The 19102-nt window shown below is 68.9% G+C and carries 16 protein-coding genes and 1 riboswitch; of the genes, 7 read left to right on the top strand and 9 right to left on the bottom strand.

Features of this window, described 5'->3' with window-relative positions:
* Window positions 1–29: 29 nt before the first annotated feature.
* Window positions 30–1904, bottom strand: a complete 1875-nt coding sequence (gene thiC / locus ACKTTN_RS13820) for a phosphomethylpyrimidine synthase ThiC (protein WP_407910477.1) — start codon at window positions 1902–1904, stop codon at window positions 30–32.
* Window positions 1905–1975: 71 nt separating this feature from the next.
* Window positions 1976–2070, bottom strand: a riboswitch (TPP riboswitch).
* 99 nt (window positions 2071–2169) lie between these two features.
* On the opposite strand from thiC, the gene ACKTTN_RS13815 reads away from it, so the two are divergent.
* From ACKTTN_RS13815 to thrC, 4 genes are all read left to right on the top strand, one after another.
* The gene (locus ACKTTN_RS13815) at window positions 2170–2310 is read left to right on the top strand and encodes a hypothetical protein (protein WP_407910476.1); all 141 of its coding nucleotides are present in this window, start codon (window positions 2170–2172) and stop codon (window positions 2308–2310) included.
* A gap of 87 nt (window positions 2311–2397) precedes the next feature.
* The gene (locus ACKTTN_RS13810) at window positions 2398–3546 is read left to right on the top strand and encodes a homoserine dehydrogenase family protein (protein ID WP_407910475.1); all 1149 of its coding nucleotides are present in this window, start codon (window positions 2398–2400) and stop codon (window positions 3544–3546) included.
* A gap of 26 nt (window positions 3547–3572) precedes the next feature.
* Window positions 3573–4541 carry a homoserine kinase gene (locus ACKTTN_RS13805; protein ID WP_407910511.1) on the top strand — a complete coding sequence of 323 codons (969 nt, stop codon included), beginning with the start codon at window positions 3573–3575 and terminating at the stop codon, window positions 4539–4541.
* The gene (gene thrC, locus ACKTTN_RS13800; RefSeq protein WP_407910474.1) at window positions 4538–5821 is read left to right on the top strand and encodes a threonine synthase; all 1284 of its coding nucleotides are present in this window, start codon (window positions 4538–4540) and stop codon (window positions 5819–5821) included. Before ACKTTN_RS13805 ends, thrC begins: the two co-directional genes overlap by 4 nt.
* A gap of 175 nt (window positions 5822–5996) precedes the next feature.
* On the opposite strand, the gene ACKTTN_RS13795 is transcribed toward thrC, so the two are convergent.
* Complete coding sequence (locus ACKTTN_RS13795; protein WP_407910473.1) at window positions 5997–9209, bottom strand: efflux RND transporter permease subunit; 3213 nt, start codon at window positions 9207–9209, stop codon at window positions 5997–5999.
* 10 nt (window positions 9210–9219) lie between these two features.
* Window positions 9220–10314 (bottom strand): efflux RND transporter periplasmic adaptor subunit, encoded by a 1095-nt coding sequence (locus ACKTTN_RS13790; protein ID WP_407910472.1) that lies wholly within the window; start codon window positions 10312–10314, stop codon window positions 9220–9222.
* An 87-nt stretch (window positions 10315–10401) separates the two neighbouring features.
* Between ACKTTN_RS13790 and ACKTTN_RS13785 the strand changes: the two genes are divergently transcribed.
* The 3 genes from ACKTTN_RS13785 to ACKTTN_RS13775 all read left to right on the top strand — a co-directional run bounded on the left by ACKTTN_RS13785 (window position 10402) and on the right by ACKTTN_RS13775 (window position 13368).
* Entirely contained in the window at window positions 10402–11067 is a 666-nt protein-coding gene (locus ACKTTN_RS13785; protein WP_407910471.1) for a TetR/AcrR family transcriptional regulator, read from the top strand.
* 134 nt (window positions 11068–11201) lie between these two features.
* On the top strand, window positions 11202–11855 hold the full coding sequence (locus ACKTTN_RS13780) for a protein-L-isoaspartate O-methyltransferase family protein (protein ID WP_407910470.1): 654 nt from the start codon (window positions 11202–11204) through the stop codon (window positions 11853–11855).
* Window positions 11856–11949: 94 nt separating this feature from the next.
* Complete coding sequence (locus ACKTTN_RS13775) at window positions 11950–13368, top strand: TolC family outer membrane protein (protein ID WP_407910469.1); 1419 nt, start codon at window positions 11950–11952, stop codon at window positions 13366–13368.
* Between the two features lie 82 nt (window positions 13369–13450).
* Here the strand turns inward: ACKTTN_RS13775 and waaA are convergent, their stop codons facing one another.
* Genes waaA through ACKTTN_RS13745 form a run of 6 tightly spaced genes read right to left on the bottom strand, consistent with a single transcriptional unit; the run spans window position 13451 to window position 19099 of the window.
* Window positions 13451–14755 (bottom strand): lipid IV(A) 3-deoxy-D-manno-octulosonic acid transferase, encoded by a 1305-nt coding sequence (gene waaA / locus ACKTTN_RS13770; RefSeq protein ID WP_407910468.1) that lies wholly within the window; start codon window positions 14753–14755, stop codon window positions 13451–13453.
* Window positions 14755–15675 (bottom strand): LpxL/LpxP family Kdo(2)-lipid IV(A) lauroyl/palmitoleoyl acyltransferase, encoded by a 921-nt coding sequence (gene lpxL, locus ACKTTN_RS13765; RefSeq protein WP_407910467.1) that lies wholly within the window; start codon window positions 15673–15675, stop codon window positions 14755–14757. The genes waaA and lpxL overlap by 1 nt, the downstream gene beginning before the upstream one ends.
* Window positions 15672–17006 carry an O-antigen ligase family protein gene (locus ACKTTN_RS13760; protein WP_407910466.1) on the bottom strand — a complete coding sequence of 445 codons (1335 nt, stop codon included), beginning with the start codon at window positions 17004–17006 and terminating at the stop codon, window positions 15672–15674. The genes lpxL and ACKTTN_RS13760 overlap by 4 nt, the downstream gene beginning before the upstream one ends.
* Window positions 16978–18099 carry a glycosyltransferase gene (locus tag ACKTTN_RS13755; protein ID WP_407910465.1) on the bottom strand — a complete coding sequence of 374 codons (1122 nt, stop codon included), beginning with the start codon at window positions 18097–18099 and terminating at the stop codon, window positions 16978–16980. The genes ACKTTN_RS13760 and ACKTTN_RS13755 overlap by 29 nt, the downstream gene beginning before the upstream one ends.
* A 21-nt stretch (window positions 18100–18120) precedes the next feature.
* On the bottom strand, window positions 18121–18333 hold the full coding sequence (locus ACKTTN_RS13750) for a zinc-finger domain-containing protein (protein WP_407910464.1): 213 nt from the start codon (window positions 18331–18333) through the stop codon (window positions 18121–18123).
* Window positions 18334–18391: 58 nt separating this feature from the next.
* Window positions 18392–19099, bottom strand: a complete 708-nt coding sequence (locus ACKTTN_RS13745) for a pirin family protein (protein ID WP_407910463.1) — start codon at window positions 19097–19099, stop codon at window positions 18392–18394.
* Window positions 19100–19102: the final 3 nt, after the last annotated feature.

Below are 19102 nucleotides of genomic sequence, written 5' to 3'. Positions count from 1 at the left end.
AACCGGGCCGGGTGTCCCGCCTGAACGGGTCAGGCCTTGCGATAGACCTCCGCGCCCTGCGCGCGGAACTCGGCCGACTTCTCCGCCATGCCCTGCTCGATGTCCGCGACCGACTCCGGGTGCTCCTTCGCGTAGTCGCGCACGTCCTGGGTGATCTTCATCGAGCAGAAGTGCGGGCCGCACATCGAGCAGAAGTGCGCGACCTTGTGCGCGTCCTTCGGCAGCGTTTCGTCGTGGTATCCGCGGGCGCGTTCGGGGTCGAGGCCGAGGTTGAACTGGTCTTCCCAGCGGAACTCGAAGCGCGCCTTGCTCATCGCGTTGTCGCGCGCCTGCGCACCGGGGTGGCCCTTCGCGAGGTCGGCGGCGTGCGCGGCGATCTTGTAGGCCATCAGGCCTTCGCGCACGTCGTGCTTGTTCGGCAGGCCGAGGTGCTCCTTCGGCGTGACGTAGCAGAGCATTGCGGTGCCGAACCAACCGATCATCGCCGCACCGATCGCCGACGTGATGTGGTCGTAGCCGGGCGCGATGTCGGTGGTCAGCGGGCCGAGCGTGTAGAACGGCGCTTCGCCGCACTCGCGCAGCTGCTTGTCCATGTTCTCCTTGATCAGCTGCATCGGCACGTGGCCGGGGCCTTCGATCATGGTCTGGACGTCGTGCTTCCACGCGATCTTCGTGAGCTCGCCGAGCGTTTCGAGTTCACCGAATTGCGCGGCGTCGTTGGCGTCGGCGATCGAGCCCGGACGCAGGCCATCGCCGAGCGAGAAGGCGACGTCGTACGCCTTCATGATGTCGCAGATGTCCTCGAAGTGCGTGTAGAGGAAGTTTTCCTTGTGATGCGCGAGGCACCACTTCGCCATGATAGAACCGCCGCGCGAGACGATGCCCGTCACGCGATTCGCGGTCAGCGGCACGTAGCGCAAAAGCACACCGGCGTGGATGGTGAAGTAGTCGACGCCCTGCTCCGCCTGTTCGATCAGCGTGTCGCGGAAGATCTCCCAGTTGAGTTCTTCCGCGCGGCCGTCGACCTTCTCCAGCGCCTGGTAGATCGGCACCGTGCCGATCGGCACCGGCGAGTTGCGAATGATCCACTCGCGCGTTTCATGGATGTGCTTGCCGGTCGACAGGTCCATCACCGTGTCCGCGCCCCAGCGGATCGACCACACCAGCTTCTCGACTTCTTCCGCGATGCCCGACGACACCGCGGAATTGCCGATGTTCGCGTTGACCTTGGTGAGGAAGTTGCGCCCGATGATCATCGGCTCGCTTTCCGGATGGTTGATGTTGTTCGGGATGATGGCGCGGCCGCGCGCCACTTCGTCACGCACGAATTCCGGCGTGATCAGCTTCTGGATGTTCGCGCCGAAGGCTTCGCCGGCGTGCTGGCGCAGCAGGTGCGCCTCGCGGATCGCCTCGATGCGCTGGTTCTCGCGGATCGCGATGAACTCCATCTCCGGTGTGACGATGCCCTTACGCGCGTAGTGCATCTGGGTGACGTTCGCGCCACTCACCGCGCGACGCGGCAGCGCGCGGTTGCCGAAACGGATGTGCGCGAGCTTGGGATCGTGCTCGCGCGCGCGGCCGTAGTCGGACGACAGGCCGGGGAGCACTTCGGTGTCGCCGCGCTCGGCGATCCACTGCGCACGCAGCGACGACAGGCCGGTCGACAGGTCGATCGTCGCGGTCTCGTCGGTGTACGGGCCGGAGCAGTCGTAGACCGCCAGCGGCGCGTTCTCCTCGCCGCCGAACAGCGTCGGCGTGCGCGCCAGCGCGATCTCGCGCATCGGCACGCGGATGTCGGGGCGCGAGCCTTCGACCTGGATCTTGCGCGAGCCCGGAATCGGGCGGACGACGTCGGCGGAAAGCTTTTCGGCCTGCTGGAGGAGTTCGGTGGCGACTGCGTTCATTCGTTCGTCCGCTGCAAAGGAGGCGAGCGCCGGCAATGCGGCGTGCGTTCGAGCGGGCGGCGCGCAGGCGCAATGCGCCCCGCGAAGCTTCCCTACGGCGGTCTCAACCGCATCAGGTTCGAAGGGACTCTCTCAACCGGCCCGGCCGGTACCCCCGCTTCGTCGCGCATTTCACCACGCGGGGCGCGGCGGGGCCACCGGCCGTAGCGCGCGGGCGTCGACGAACGGCTTTGACTCGGGCGGCGTCCAGGCGTCTACTCGGGCCATGAGCCGCCGCATCGCCCCTGCCGCCGTCCAGACCCTCGCACCGCGAGCGGCGGACGTCTGCACGCGCAACGGCCTCGGTACCACCACCCGCACCACCACGACGTCGTGGCGGATGCGGTTGCGCGTGATTCCGGACTAAGCGTCCGCCACCCGCCCCGCATCCGATCCGGATGCGGCGGTAACGCATCCGAACGGACACGGGGCTCCCGCCAAGGAGTGCCCTGCCATGTCCGCCATCCTGACCGAACGCCGCCGTCCCGCTCCTCTACCGCAGCACGCGCCGCGTGGCGCGTGCGCCCGTACGTCCACCACGACGCTGGCGCTCGGCCTGGTCGGCCCGGGCAAGGTCGGCCGCGCGCTGCTCGCGCAGTGGGCCGAGGTCGCACCGCGCCTGCGCGCGCAGGGCATCGACCTGGTGCTTCGCGGCGTGATGGATCGGCGCCGCCTGTGGCTCGGCGCCGCGCGCGGCGATATCGACACCGTGATCCACGATTTCGACGCGTCGCCCGCACCCGATGTCCACCGCTTCGGCCCTCACCTGGTCGACGAAGGCCGCGTGCAGGCCGTTGTCATCGATTGCTCCGGCAGCGACGACGTGGTGGGCCACTACGCGCGCTGGCTGGGCCAAGGCCTGCACGTGGTCACGCCGAGCAAGCGCGCCGGCAGCGGCCCGCTCGAACGCTGGCGCGCGATCCGCGACGCGACGCGCAACGGCGCGCGCTTCCGCCACGAAGCCAGTGTCGGCGCCGGCCTGCCGGTGATCCAGACGCTGCGTAATCAGCTCGATACCGGTGACGAGCTGCTCGGGGTGGACGGCGTGCTGTCCGGCACGCTCGCGTGGCTGTTCCACCGCTTCGATGGCAGCATGCCGTTCTCGCATCTGGTGCGCGAGGCGCTGGACCTCGGCTACACCGAGCCCGATCCGCGCGACGACCTCTCGGGCCTGGACGTCGCGCGCAAGCTGGTGATCCTCGCGCGCGAAGCGGGCCACGCGATCGCGATGGAGGACGTCGATGTCGAAAGCCTGGTGCCGGCCCACCTGCGCGACGTGCCGCGCGACGCATTCCTCGCGCAGCTCGACGCACTCGACACGCCGATGCAGGCGCGCTTCGACGCCGCGCGCGCCGGTGGTCGTTCGTTGCGTTACGTCGCCAGCTTCGACGGTCGCGACGCCCGCGTCGGCCTCTCAACGCCCGGTCCGGACGACGCCACCGCGCACGGACGGCTCACCGACAACCTGATCCGCTTCCGCACCCGCCGCTACGCGGATAATCCGCTGGTGGTGCAAGGGCCCGGCGCGGGCCCCGAGGTCACGGCGGCCGGCGTGTTCGGCGACGTCCTCGCGATCGCCCAGTACCTCGGAGCCCGTCTGTGAATCCACCTGATGCGAATCGTCCCGACGTGAGCGCGCATGATGCGAACGCTGCCGACGCAGCCGGCCCGCACCGGGTCGCGCGCGCCTTCGCGCCGGCCAGCATCGGCAACATCGGCGTCGGCTTCGACCTGCTGGGCCACACGATCGAAGGCCCCGGTGATTCGGCGACGGTGCGTGTCATCGACGAGCCCGTTGTCCGCATCGATGCGATCGACGGCGACGTGCCGGGCCTGTCGCGCATTCCGCTCATCGCCGAGCGCAACACCGCGGGACGCGCGCTGATCGACCTGCGTGCCCACCTCGGTCTGGCGCACGGCTTCGCGGTGACCCTGCACAAGGGAATCGCGCTCGGATCCGGGCTCGGTGGTTCGGCGGCGTCGTGCGTGGCGGCGCTGGTCGCGGCGAATGCATTGCTCGACGCGCCGCTGTCGCGCGAGGCGCTGTATCCGTTCGCGTTGGCCGGCGAGTCCGTGGCAAGCGGCAGCCTGCACGGCGACAACGTCGCGCCGATGCTGCTCGGCGGCGTCGTGCTCGCGGCCGAGACGCGCGCAATCCGCTTGGACGCACCCGATCTGTTCTGCGCGGCAGTGCATCCCGCACACGTTCTGGAGACACGCGAAGCACGCGCGGTGCTCGCCGCGCCATATCCGCTTGCCGAGATCGTGCACCAGACCTCCTATCTCGCGCTTTTCCTCACCGGACTGGCGTGCGGCGATCGCGCGCTGATCGCTGACGGATTGCGCGACGTTCTCGTCGAGCCGCGCCGGGCGTCGCTGATTCCGGGCTTCGCAAGCGTCAAGCAGGCCGCGCTCGACGCCGGCGCACTCGGCGCGAGCATTTCCGGCGCCGGTCCCACCGTGTTCGGCTGGTTCGACACGCGCGCACACGCCGAGGCCGGTGGCGCCGCGATGGTTGCCGCGTTCCGCACGGCCGGCCTCGACAGCCACGCCTATGTGTCGCCGGTGAACGGACCGCGCGCCGAGGTCATTGCGTGAGGTACGTGAGCACGCGCGGCAACGCGCCGGCGGTGGATGTCGACAGCGCGCTTGCCGCAGGTCTCGCGCCGGACGGCGGGCTCTATGTTCCCGAAACGATTCCGCGCACAACCGGGATCGATCCCGCCGGCGGCCTGGCGCGTACTGCCGCCGCGCTACTCGCTCCGTATTTCGAGGATTCAAGGATCGCCGCCGCGCTTCCAGCGATCTGCGACGACGCATTCGATTTTCCGGCGCCGCTGCGCCGGCTCGACAACGACACGTTCGTCCTCGAGCTGTTCCACGGGCCGACCGCCGCATTCAAGGACTTCGGCGCCCGCTTCCTGGCGCGCGCTGTCGGCGCATTGCGGCGCCCGGATGATCGCGAGACCACCATCCTCGTCGCGACCTCCGGCGACACTGGCGCCGCAGTCGCTGCCGCCTTCCATCGTCGTCCCGGTTTCCGCGTCGTGGTGCTGTATCCGGACGGCCGCGTGTCGCCGCGCCAGGCGCATGGGCTGGGTTGCTGGGGCGACAACGTCCGCGCACTGCGCGTCGACGGCACCTTCGACGACTGCCAGCGCCTGGTGAAACAGGCGCTGTCCGACACCGCGTTGCGCGAGCGGATCACGCTCGGTTCGGCGAACAGCATCAGCCTCGGCCGGCTGCTGCCGCAGGCCGCCTACTACGCGCAGTCGTCGCTGGCGTTCCACCGCGAACGCGGCCAGCCGCTGAACGTCGTGGTCCCGACCGGCAACCTCGGGAACGCGACCGCGTGCTGGCTGGCGCGACGCATGGGCCTGCCGATCGGCGACATCGTGCTCGCCTGCAACGCGAACGACGTCCTGCCGCGCTACTTCGCCGGCGAGGACTACACGCCGGCCCCCACGCGCGCGACGCTCGCCAACGCGATGGATGTCGGCGCACCGAGCAATTTCGAACGCCTGCGGCATGGACACGCAAGCGACGCGGACCTGCGGGACGCGATGCGCGCCGTCAGTGTCGATGATGCGGGGATCCTCGCCGCGATCGACGCGCATCATGCGCGTCACGACGAAGCGATCTGCCCGCACACCGCAACGGGCTTCGACGTGCTCGCACGACTACGCGCGAATGGCGACGCACGCCCCTGGGCGGTCGTCGCCACCGCACATCCCGCCAAGTTCGAAACGATCGTCGAAGCGCGGCTGGGCCGTCGCGTCGACCCACCACCCGCGCTCGCTGCATGCCTTGCGCGGCCGGCGAACGCAGAGCCGATGGCGGCCTCGTACGACGCTCTGGTCGACGTGTTGCTGAAATAGCGCCAGCGTGTGGCGAGCGCTGCGCATGATCGACGCATCACCGCCTGCCTCGTCTGCGAATCCTTCAGAGCGATGCATTGGGGTATGTACTGCCGGACGGCGCCGCACGCTTCTCGAGAATCCGGCGCCCTTCGAACCCCTGCTGCTGCAGGCATCCGAAAGGACGCCGTCTCCGTCACGCCGACTGCGGCATCGCGTCGTCGCCTAGCGCAGGCTGGCGCACGCTCGCATTCGCCGGCACCTTTACGCGGAACCACGCCGCATACAGCGCGGGCAGGAACAGCAAGGTCAGGAAGGTCGCGACGAGCAGGCCGCCCATGATCGCCACCGCCATCGGGCCGAAGAACGCGCTGCGCGACAGCGGGATCATCGCGAGGATCGCGGCCAGCGCGGTCAGCACGATCGGACGGAAACGTCGCACCGTCGCCTCGACGATCGCTTCCCAAGCATCGCGGCCGTCGTGGCGATCCTGCTCGATCTGGTCCACCAGGATCACCGAGTTGCGCATGATCATGCCGGCCAGCGCGATCGTGCCGAGCATCGCAACGAAACCGAACGGTACGCGGAACACCAGCAGGAAAAGCGTCACACCGATCAGGCCGAGCGGCGCGGTCAGGAAGACCATCACGCTTCGCGAGAACGAGCGAAGCTGCAGCACCAGCAGGGTGAACACGACGAACACGAACAGCGGCATGCCGGCCTTGATCGAGTTCTGCCCGCGTTCGGAGTCCTCCACGGTTCCGCCAACGTCGATCGAATAGCCGTCCGGCAGCTGCGCGCGCAGCGATTCAACCGCCGGCATCAGCTGTTCGACGACCGTCGGCGGCGTGAGCGCGTCGCGGATGTCGGCACGCACGGTCATCGTCGGCTCGCGATCGCGATGCCAGATGATGCCGTCCTCGAAACCGTAGTCGAGCGTGGCGACCTGCGTCAGCGGCACGCTGCGACCGTTCGCAGTCGGCACCATCAGCGAGCGCAGTGCATCGAGATCGGCACGGTCGCGCGCCGAACCACGCACGTCGATACCGATCAGCTCGGTGCCTTCGCGGTACGTACCGACGTTCGTGCCCGACAGCGCTGCCGACAACGACTGCGCGAGCTGCGATGAACTGATACCGAGGGCGCGTGCACGCTCCTGGTCCAGCTGCAGGCGGACGACCTTGCTAGGCTCGTCCCAGTCGAGATTGACGTTGGTGACGTGCGGATTGGCCAGCACCTTTTCGCGCACAAGCCCGGCGATACGGCGCACCTCCTCGATGTGCTCGCCGGACACGCGCAGCTGGATCGGATAGCCGACCGGCGGCCCGTTCTCGAGCCGCGTCACGCGCAACTGCAGGTCCGGAAAGCGCGGGAATACGTCGTCGATGAGCCATTCGCGCACGGCTTCGCGTGCAGCGATGTCCTTCGGCGTCAGCACGAACTGCGCGAAGTTGGCTGACGGTAGCTGCTGGTCGAGCGGCAGGTAAAAGCGCGGCGAACCCGTGCCGACATAGTCGACGTAGCTCGCGAGGTCCTTGCGAGTGGCGAGGATCTTCTCGAGCTTCTCCACCTGCGCCGCGGTCTGCCGCAGCGAGCTGCCTTCCGCGAGCTCGACGTCGACCATCAGTTCGTTGCGCACCGAATCCGGGAAGAACTGCTGCGGTACGAAGCGGAACAACAGGATCGATGCGACGAACGCAGCCGCGGTGATCGCCAGCACGGTCTTGCGACGACGCACGCACCACAGCACCCAGCCGCGGAAGCGCGTGTAGAACTTCGTCGCGTACGGATCATGCGCGCGGCCGTCGTCGGACTTCGGCAGCGGCGCGATGATGTCGGCGAACGCGGCGTGGCGATCGGCGAGTCGCAAGCGATAGGCCTGCCAGCGCGCCGCGATGGAACCGGGTTTCGGCGGACCCGCGTGGCCGTGATCGGGCAGCAGTCGGTCGCCCAGGTACGGGATGAACATTACCGCCGCGACCCAGGACACCAGGAGCGCGATCGTCACGACCTGGAACAACGAGCGCGTGTATTCGCCGGTGCTCGACTGCGCGGTGGCGATCGGCAGGAAACCGGCGGCGGTGATCAGCGTGCCGGTAAGCATGGGGAATGCGGTGGAATCCCACGCGAACGCCGCGGCCTTCATGCGGCTGTAGCCCTGCTCCATTTTGATGGCCATCATCTCGACCGCGATGATCGCGTCGTCGACCAGCAGGCCGAGCGCGAGCACCAACGCGCCAAGCGAGATCTTGTGCAGGCCGACATCGAAGTAGCTCATCACCGCGAACGTCATCGCGAGCACGAGCGGGATCGACAACGCGACCACGAGACCGGTACGCAGGCCGAGCGAGAAGAAGCTCACAAGCAGCACGATCGCCACCGCTTCGGCGAGCACGCGCACGAATTCGCCGACCGACTCTTCGACCGCCGCCGGCTGGTCGGAGACCTTGCGCAGCTCCATGCCGACGGGAAGCATCTTCTGCAGCGTCTCGCGCTGGGCTTCCAGCGTCTTGCCGAGCGCGAGGATGTCGCCGCCGTCCTTCATCGAAACGCCAAGGCCGATCGCGTCCTGCCCCATGAAGCGCATGCGCGGCGCGGGCGGATCGGCGAAGCCGCGGCGCACCGTTGCGATGTCGCCGAGATGGAACGTGCGGTCGCCGACACGGATCGGGAACGCAGAAATGTCACCGACGCGATCGAAGCGTCCGTCCACACGCAACGCGATGCGCGAGGAGCCGGTTTCGAAGAAGCCCGCAGGCGCGACCGCGTTCTGCGCATTCAACGCGTCGAACACGGCCTGCGCCGGGACGCCGAGCGTGGCCAGCCGCGTGTTGTCGAGTTCGACCCAGACCTTTTCGTCCTGCACGCCGAACAGTTCGATCTTGCCGACATCCGGTTGCTTCTGCAGTTGCAGCTGCACGCGTTCGGCGTAGTGCTTGAGCACCGCGTAGTCGAACCCCTTGCCGGTAAGCGCGTAGATGTTGCCGAAGGTGTCGCCGAACTCGTCGTTGAAGTACGGACCCTGCACGTCGCGCGGCAGCATCGGCTTGATGTCGCCAACTTTCTTGCGCACCTGGTACCAGAGCGGCGCGATCTGGTCCGAATGCAGCGAGTCCTTGGCCATGAAGATGACCTGCGATTCGCCGGGCCGCGAGTACGAGCGGATGAACTCGTACTGCCCGGTTTCCATCAGCTTCTTTTCGATGCGGTCGGTGACCTGCGACGCGACTTCGTCGGCGGTCGCTCCGGGCCACATCGTGCGCACAACCATCACCTTGAAGGTGAAACGCGGGTCCTCGCTGCGGCCGAGTTTCATGTACGCGAGCGTGCCGGCGATCGCGAGCACGATCATCGCGTAGACGACGAGGCTGCGATGGCGCAGCGCCCATTCCGAAAGATTGAAGCGCATGTCGGTGTCCTTACCGGCGGATGGGGCGGTTGTCGCGATCGACCGGCATCACCGCTTCGCCGTCGCGAAGCAGGTGCCCACCGGCGGCGACGATCCAGTCGGACGCATTGACGCCGCGCAGGACCGGCACGCGGTCGCTGCCGAACGCACCGGCCTGCACCGGGCGCACATGCACCGTCGATGTCCGGGGGTCGATGACGAATACGGCGTCGCCGCCCGATGCACTGCGTTGCAGCGCGGCGAGCGGCACGCTCATGGTCGAATTGCCCTCGGGCTGCAGGTAGATGCGTGCGCTGGCGCCGAGCTCGGCGGACGCGCCGCTGTCCAGCGTCGCCCGCACCGCGAACGTGCGCGACGCGGGATCCGCTGCGGGTGCGATCTCGCGAACCCGCCCGCTGATGCGCGTGCCGGGCGCCGACCACAGCTCGACCTGCACCGGATCGCCGGGCCGGACCTTGCGCACTGCGGTTTCCGGCACGGCGAACGACACCTCGCGACGTCCGTCCGCCGCCAGCGTGACGACGGGTTGCCCCGCACCGACCACCTGCCCCGCCTCGGCCTGCCGCGTCGCGATGGCGCCGTCGCGCGGCGCGCGCAGCTGCGTGTAACCCGCCTGGTTGCGCGCGACCTGCAGGCTCTCGCGTGCCGCGTTCACTTCGCCCTGTGCGGCGGCGGCGGCCGCGTTCTGGGCGTCGATGGTCGAACGGCTGACGAGCTGGTCGCGGCCGAGCTTCGCGTAACGCGCCTGGTCGGACCGCGCGCGCTCGAGCTGCGCCTGCGCCGCGGCCAGTTGGGCCTGCGCCGCGCGCGCTTGCGCCTGCAGGTCGCCCGCGTCGAGCGTCGCCAGCAGGTCGCCACGACGGACGCGGTCGCCGACGTCGACCCGGCGCTCGACCAGGTTGCCACCGACCCGAAAGGACAGCACCGTCTCCTCGGCCGCGCGGATCTCGCCGGCGAACGAGGTGGATGCGGCGTTGGAACTATCGGGATGGACGACCAGCACCGGGCGCGGATGTTCCGCTGCGGCGGGGGCGTCGCCACAGCCGGTGAGGGCGAGGGTCGAGGCGGCGACGGCGAGGCCGGTAACGAGGGGGAGCAGACGCATGGCAGCCTCAGCGGCAATTAATGAACCGGTCGGTACTGTAAAATTACCGAACGCCACGGTCCAGTATTTCGAGTAGGATTCCGACCAATGGCCACGCCACGCCCCAGCCGCACTGACCAAGCCGCCGTCCGCGCTACGGGTCCCGGCCGCCCGAAGGATCTCGCCAAGCGCGAGGCCATCCTCGAGGCGTCGAAGAAGCTGTTCGTGCAATTGGGTTTCGACGCGGTGTCGATGGACCAGATCGCGACCGAGGCCGGCGTCAGCAAGCTCACCGTGTACAGCCACTTCGGCGACAAGGAGACGTTGTTCGCCGCGGCCGTGGAGTCGCATTGCGCGAACGGCATGCCGTCGTCGCTGTTCGAGGACCGCCCTGAAACGCCGGTGCGCGAGCGCCTGACGGAGATCGCCAGCGCGTTCTACGCGATGATTTCGTCGCCCGAGGCCATCGCCGGCCACCGCATCCTGTGCAGCCCGCAGCTCGCGAATTCAGACCTGCCGCAGCTGTTCTGGGAATCCGGCCCGCGCCGCGTGCAGGACGGTTTCGCCGCGCTGCTCGATGGCCGCGTGGCGACGGGCGAACTCGATATTGCCGACACCGCGCTCGCGTCGTCGCAGTTCTTCACGCTACTCAAGGGCGAGCCGCATGCGCGCATGGTGTTCGGCTGCGGATGTGGCGACGAGGTCAACCTGACGCCCACCGCACACGTTGCCGCATGCGTTGACATGTTCCTTCGCGCATACGGCCGCCGATGAGCGCCGATCGTGACCGCAGTCCCGGTGACTTCCGGCACTCGGGCGTTTCGGCGGTCGCACGCGATCCTGAACACCCCGGAGCCACGGGCCCGTCCCGGTAGAATTACCGTCCTTTTTCCCACCGATCCACGCCGATGACGCCCGACTACGCCCACGCCCGCGAAATGATGGTCGAACAGCAGGTCCGCCCGTGGGACGTGCTCGACCCGCGCGTGATCGACGTGCTGGCCGACGTGCCGCGCGAGGCGTTCGTGCCGACGGCGTATCTCGGCGCCGCGTACGCCGACGTCGCGCTTCCGTTGGCGCACGGCGAATACATGCTGAAGCCGGTTGTCGCCGGTCGCGCGCTCGAAGCGCTGCGTCCGAAGGACACCGACGACGTGCTGGAGATCGGCACGGGCAGCGGCTACGTCACCGCGTGCCTGGCCAAGCTCGCGCGCGAAGTGACCAGCATCGACCGGCATGCCGACCTCGTCGAGGCTGCCCGTGCGCGCCTCGAGCATGTCGGCGTCGCGAATACCCGTTTCGAAGTCGCCGACGCGCTGACGTGGACGACCGATCGCCACTTCGACGTGATCTGCGTCAATGCGGCGGTCGACACGATTCCGCAGCGTTTCATCGCGATGCTGAAGCCGGGCGGCCGCATGTTCATCGTCCGCGGCCATTCGCCGGCGATGGAAGCGGTGCGCGTCCGCAACGAAAACGGCACCGCGCGCATCGAGTCCTTGTTCGAAACCGATATTCCCTACCTCGCCGGCACCGCGCCGGTGCCGGTGTTCCAGTTCTGAGTCCGATGCCCGCAGGGGGACCATGCGGGCGCCGGATCCCGGTTTGCCATGACGACGCCGCGCCGAACGCGCGGTTTTCCAGGAATCTCCCGACATGATCCGCCGTCCGCTCGTCCTTGCCCTCGTGATTGCCCTGGCCCCCGCGGCCGCCTCCGCGGAAGACCTGCTGCAGGTCTATGCGCTCGCACGCGACAGCGACCCGCAGCTCGCGGCCTCGCAGTCGGGTCGGCTCGCCACGCGCGAGGGTGAGGTGCAGGCGCGCGCGGCGCTGCTGCCGCAGATCAACGGAAGCGCGTCGCTCGACAAGTCGCGCAGCGAAGGCCCGTCGTCGCAGACGCAGTTCGACCCGACAACGGGCGAGCCGGTGCGCTTCAGCGGCGACACCCAGAGCAACACGACCACGCGTTCGCTCGGCGTCGATGTGCAGCAGATGGTGTTCGATCGCTCGCGCTTCACCATCCTCAAGAGCCAGCAGGCGCTGAGCCGCGCCAGCGACTTCAATCTCGAGGCTGCGGACGACTCGCTGATCACGCGCACGTCCGCCGCCTACTTCAACACGCTGGTCGCGATCGAAACGCTGACCGCCGCGGAAGCGTCGGAAGCCGCGTTGAAGAAGCAGTTCGACGCCGCATCGAAGCGCCTTGAAGTCGGCCTTGCGCCGATCACCGACGTGCACGAAGCCCGCGCCCAGTACGACAGCGCGCGCGCCAACACGATCGTCGCCCGCAATGCGGTGCTCGATTCCTACCAGGCGCTCGCCGAAATCACCGGCAAGCCGGTCGGCGCGCTGAAGGCGCTGCCGGAAGACTTCCAGCCGACGCTGCCCGAGCACGGCGGCGTGGAGTCGTTCGTCGCCCGCGCCATCGAGAACAATCCGTCGCTGCACGCGGCCGAGGAACAGCTCGCGTCGGCCAACGAGAACATCGAGACCGCGCGGTCGGGCCACTGGCCGACGCTCTACCTCAATGGTTCGTACGGTGATCGCAAGACCACCGGTGACAGCACCTTCAGCTCGGGCAGCCTGTCGTCGACCAATCCGATCGACAGCCAGAGCCGCGGCCCGAGCGTCGGCGTGACGTTGAACGTGCCGATCTTCTCCGGCGGCGCGGTGTCGTCGCGCGTGCGCCAGTCGATCGCCAACCGCGACGTCGTCGCCGACCAGGTGGAGCAGCAGCGTCGTGCGTTGGTGCGCAATACCAACGCGGCCTACCAGGCGCTTGCCGCCGGCATCACCGAAGTCGAATCGCGCCGCGCGGCGCTGATCTCGGCACGCGCGGCATTCGAAGCGTCGCAGGTCGGCCTTGAAGTCGGTACGCGCACCGTGCTGGACGTGTTGAACAACCAGCAGAACGTGTTCGTCGCGCAGCGCCTGTACTCGCAGGCCCGCTACACGTTCCTGCAGGCGCGCCTGCTGCTGGCGCAGTCGGTCGGCACCCTCGGTATCGACGACCTGCAGGAAGTGAATCGCCTGCTGACGGTGAGTGCGCCGCCGCCGATCCCGGTTACGCCGTAAACCAGTCGGGTATGCCCCAATGAAAAGGCCGTCGGAAACGACGGCCTTTTTGTTTGCCGAACAACTTCCAGCGCGGCTGCGTCTACATGCTTGCCGGCAGGTCCGCATCGACCAGCGCCAGCGTGCGTTCCAGCGCACCGCGTCCCGACTCGACAAGTGCGCGCCCTGCATCCGCCATCGACGCGCGTAGTCCGTCGTCGCCGAGCATCGCCTCCAATGCAGCGGCCACGCCCGCCTCGTCCTGTGCGATGCGCAGCGCGCCGGCGCTGGCGAGCCGGTGCGAGATGTCGGCGAAGTTGTGCAGGTGCGGCCCGGTCGTGATCGGCGTTCCCGTCGCCGCGGGTTCCAGCAGGTTGTGGCCACCGACGGCCTGCAACGAGCCACCAACGAAGGCGACGTCCGCGCAGGCATAGAAGTTCAGTAGCTCGCCGAGCGTATCGATGACGAAGACGTCGCAATCGGGCGTCGCCCAACGGTCCTGAGAGCGACGTGACGTGCGGAAGCCCGCCGCGGTCGACTGCTCGCACGCGGCGCGGAAGCGCTCCGGGTGTCGCGGCGCCCACATCAGCAAAAGATTGGGCCAGCGTTCGCGCAGGCGTCGATGGATGGCGATGACGGCGGCTTCTTCATCGACGTGCGTGCTCGCAGCGATCCACGCGAGGCGGCCCGCACGGCGCGCGCGACAGTCGCGGCCGAATGCGTGGACGGATGCCGGCAGCGTCATGTCGTACTTGAGGTTGCCGGTGTCGTGCACGCGTTCCTGCACTGCGCCGAGCGCGACGAAGCGGCGCGCATCAGCGTGCGACTGCGCACCAACGCCACGCAACGTGCGCACCGCGCGCCGCACCAGCGGTGCCAGAACCTGGTAGCCGCGCAGCGATCGCGCCGACAACCGCGCGTTGAGCACGTAGGCCGGAACGCCGTGGTCGCGGCAGCCGAACAGCAGGTTGGGCCAGAGCTCGGTTTCCATGATCAGCGCGGCGTATGGGCGGAAATGCCGCAGGAATCGCGACACCGCGCCCGGCAGGTCGTACGGCAGGTAGACGTGGTCCACGCGATCGCCCCACAGCGATCGCACGCGCGCGGAGCCTGTCGGCGTGATGGTGGTAACCAGCAGGCGAAGATCGGGACGACGTTCGAGCAACGCATCGACCAACGGAATCGCGGCATTCACTTCGCCGACCGACACCGCGTGCACCCACAGCACGCGATGGTCGCGCGGCGGGCCGAAATTCGCGTAACGCTCGCTCCAGCGCTCGAAGTACGCCGCCTGCCGGAAGCCGCGCCAGATCAGGTGATAGACGGTGATCGGCGTCAGCACGTACAGCGCGAGCGAATACAGCGCACGCAGCAGCGGCTCGAGGCGATCGCGGACAGGGGCGTCCATCAGTAGGGCGCGGCCTCGCCGTGCGGGCGACGCTTGAAGCGGCGATGGATCCACAGGTACTGCGACGGCGCTTCGCGCACCATCGCTTCGATCGCCGCGTTGACGCGGGCGCTGTCGGCCGCGGCATCCTGCGAGGGAAAATCCTCGAGCGGCGGTGCGATGCGCAGCACGTAACGCCCGCCTTCGCGACGATGGAAGAACGGCACGACCGCGCAACCGGTCAGGCGCGCGAACTGGTGCGTCGCGGTGATCGTCGCCGCCGGCACGCCGAAGAAGGGCGCGAACACCGTGTCCTTGCCGCGCATGTCCTGATCCGGCGCATACCAGAGGAACCCGCCCTGCTTGAGATGGCGCATCGCCGCGCGGATCTCGTCATTGGCGAACATCGCTGCCGCGTAACGCAGGCGACCGCGCTTCACCGCCCACTCCATCACCGGATTGCGATAACGCCGATACATGCCGGCGAGCGGCACGTGGTCGCACAGCAGGCGACCGGACATTTCCAGCGTCATGAAATGGCCGGAGATCATCAGTACGCCCCGACCCTGCGCCTGCAGCGCACGCAGCTGGTCGAGGCCCTCAATGACGACGTCGCGGCGCATCGGCGTGATCCCGCCCCACCACGCGCGCGCGAATTCGAACAGGCCGATGCCGAAGTCGCGGAAAGTGTCGCGCAACAGGCGCGAGCGGGTTGTTTCGTCGAGCTCGGGGAAACACAGGCGCAGGTTGACGCGCGCCGCGTGCCGTCGCGGCGTTGCCAGCACGAACGCCACCGCACCGAGCGCGCCACCGAGCGCGCGCTGCAACCACCACGGCAGGTGCGCGAGGCCGACCAGCAGCGCGATGCCCGCACGCATCGGCCAGTGACGCGCGCCGCGTGGCACCGGTCCGGCGGACGTCGGGCTCGCTGCGTCGCTCATGCGTCGACGTTCGCCGTCGCGTTGCGATCGGTCGCGTACAGGCTGCCGGCGTAGAGCGCGAACAACATCAGCGTAAGCCCACCCCAGAACGTCGAATAGAACGCGAGGTGCGTATTGAGCGGGAACACGGTGACGACGAGCGCATACATCGCCGGCCGCGCATGCCGTCGCGCTTCCGGGTCCGCGTATCGCCACGCGCGCCACGCCTGCGCAGCGCCGGCGAGCCACAGCACCAGGCCGAATATGCCGGTTTCGCTGAGGATTTCGAGCACGATCTGGTGGGCGTGCAGCGCCGGGCCGTCGCCCCATTCGGCGCGCTGTCCGGGAAGCGGATCGCAGGACGGGAATGCCTGGCGGAAGCGGCGCACGCCGATGCCATTGAACGGATGCTCGCGCACCATGCACGTCGCCGCCGACCAGATGCGACCGCGTCCCGACAGCGCGCTGTCGACGTCGCGATGGTCGCCCGCGAGCACGAGCGCGGTGCGTTCGATGCGCTCGCGCACCTGCGGCACGCTCACCGTAGCCAGCGCGAGCGCCACAGCGCCGAACGCGAACACGCCGATCAGGCGTTTCCAGCCCAGCAGGCGCCAGCCCGACAGCACCAGCACAAGGCCATAGGTGATCCACGACGCGCGCGAACCCGCGAGCACGATCACGATGCCCACGCCGGCCGCGGCCACCAGCCACCCGGTCGCGCGAAAACGTCGCGCCGCCTCGTACAGCAGGAAGGGCGACAGGCTCGCGACGACCTGGCCAAGCTTGAGGTTGCACGGCCCGAGGAAACCGCTGAGCCGGTCGACCGCGAACGCGGCGTCGGCCGGGCACATGCCGTGCCCGCTGATCGCGTGCTTGGCATGGTCGATCAGGTTGAAGATCGGGCTGCCGCCGGTCATCGCCTGCAGCAACGCATCGCCGACCCACACCAGCACGATGAAGCCGAGCCCCGCGAACGTGATGCGCCGGCTTTGGGCATTCGCGACCGATGCCGCGACCAGCCACAGGAACGGCAGGTGGCGCAGGTCGGCGGCGGCGTCGAGCAACGAGCGCGGCGGGTCGAAGGTGTCGAATGCCGAGACGAGGCGCGGCACCCAGTAGGCCGCGAACATCAACGTCGTCAGCGCCCAGGCCTGCCCGCTCAGCAGCCGCGTGCCGCCGCGGAAGCGCGCGCGCACCAGCATGTACATCGCGATCAGCGCACCGAGCACCAGCACCGTCTCGGCGTAACCCGGCGCGGGCCACAGCGCGACGAACGCAAGCACCCACGCCGGCGCCCAGCGCCAGCCGGTTTCGGGCACGCCGTCAGCCGGCGAGTTCGTGGTAGACGCCAAGCGTCGCCTCCTGCATGGCCTGCAACGTGAGCGGAATGCTAGCCGGCAGTACCGGGGGCTGCGCGAGAAGATCGCGCGCCACGGCGTGCAGGCGGTCGAGATCGAATGGGGCGACCGAGCCCTGCGGCTCGAACTCGTCGAGCAGTTCGCCGACGCCGCCATGCGCCCATCCGAGCACCGGTCGACCCACCGACAACGCCTCGATCACCGTGCGCCCGAACGATTCGGGTTTGCGCGACAGCTGCAGCACGAGGTCGCTCGCGGCGTACGCACGCGCGATGGCGTCGGTGGGCGGGGTAAATGCGATCGCGTCGGCGATGCCGAGTTGCGCGGCCTCGCGTTCGAGCTCGGCGATGTAGGCCTCGCGACCGGCTTCGCGCGCGCCGGGCAGCCACAGGCGCGCGTCGATACCGTCGGCGCGCAGCTTCGCGAGCAGCGCGAGGCCGTCGCCATGTCCTTTCAGGCGCGTGCCGCGACCGGGCAGCAACAGCAGCGGGCCGGCACCCTGCAGCGCGGAATGCTGCGATGCCGCCCAGGCGCGTGCGTCGCGATCGGGCTGCGGTGCGCGCGGGAATGCGCTGGCATCGATACCGCGCGGAATCACGCGCAGCTTCGCCGTGTCGGTCGACAGGTAGTGGCGCAACACGTAGTCGCGCACGGTGCGCGACACGCAGATCACCCGTTCGCCACGGGTCATCACTGCGCTGTAGCGCGATGGTGAATTCAACCCGTGCACGGTGGTAACGAAATGCGGGCGGCGCGACGCATCGATGCCGCGCAGCGCCATCAGCCCGACCCACGCCGGCATGCGCGAGCGCGCGTGCACGATGTCCGCGCCATCCATCGCGCGTCGCAATGCGCCCACGTGGCGAAAGACCATCGGCGACTTGCGCCCGATATCCAGCGTCACGTGCTCCGCGCCCATCGCTTCAAGCCGCGGCACCAGCCGCCCGCCACGCGACACGACGACGGCGCGATGCCCGGCCTCGACCAGCGCCTGCGCGATTTCCAGGGTGGAGCGCTCGACGCCGCCCGATTCCAGCGCCGGCAGCAGCTGGACGACGGTGAGGCGGCGATGCGGGACGGACGTCATGCGGGCGAGGCCGCGGACGCCTCAGTCCTCCAGCACGAAGTGCGCGCCGCAGTACGGGCACTGGCACTCGCGCTCGGCCTCGATGGGCAGGTACACGCGCGGATGCGAGTTCCACAGCGCCATTTCCGGCAGCGGGCAGCTCAGCGGCAGGTCCTTCTGGCCGACGACGTAGCGCTGGCGGGCATTGGCCGGTTCGGCGGTCTGCGGGGCGCTGGTGGCGATGCGGTCGGTCATGGACGCTGGGACGGTGCGGTGAGGCCGCGAATTCTACCAGCCGCCCCGCGACGCTCCGTCAGTGCGGCAGGTCGAACAGCAGGACCTCGGCGTCGCCATTGGCCTCGATGGCGATCGGCTCGCCCTCGTCGACGAAGCCCAGTGCGTCGCCCGCCCGCAGCACGCGCTCGGCGGCGTAGACGGTGCCGCGCGCGACCTGCAGCCAGTAGCGGCGGTCGCTGTCGAGCGCCTGGTGCGCGCTGGCACCGGCGGCGAGCGTGATGCGGTACAGGCGGGCGTCCTGGCGGATCGGGATGCTGCCGTCGGCGCCGTCGGGCGATGCCAGCAGCACCCAGTCACCGCTCTCGTCGCCGGGCTGTGGCGGGCGCTGCGCGTAGGCGGGCTCGGCGTTCACGCGGTCGGGCTGGATCCAGACCTGGAGGAAGTGCACCGGTTCGGTCTTCGAGCCGTTGAACTCGCTGTGCTGCACGCCGTGGCCCGCGCTCATCCACTGCACTTCGCCGCGACCGATCGTGCCGCCACCGCCCGCGCTGTCCTGATGCGCGAGCTGGCCGTCTAGCACGATCGACAGGATTTCCATGTTGGCGTGGCCGTGCGGCGGGAAGCCCCCGCCGCCGGCAACGCGGTCTTCGTTGATCACGCGGAGCGGCCCGAAGCCCATCCACTGCGGGTCGTAATAGCTGCCGAACGAGAACGTGTGGTGACTGTCGAGCCAACCACCGTGCCTCGCATGGCCGCGCGAATCGCCCGGGCGCTCGATGACCATGGC

The organism is Lysobacter claricitrinus, assembly GCF_045866565.1.
Lineage (GTDB): Bacteria > Pseudomonadota > Gammaproteobacteria > Xanthomonadales > Xanthomonadaceae > Cognatilysobacter > Cognatilysobacter claricitrinus.
This window is presented reverse-complemented; position numbering and strand designations above follow the sequence as displayed.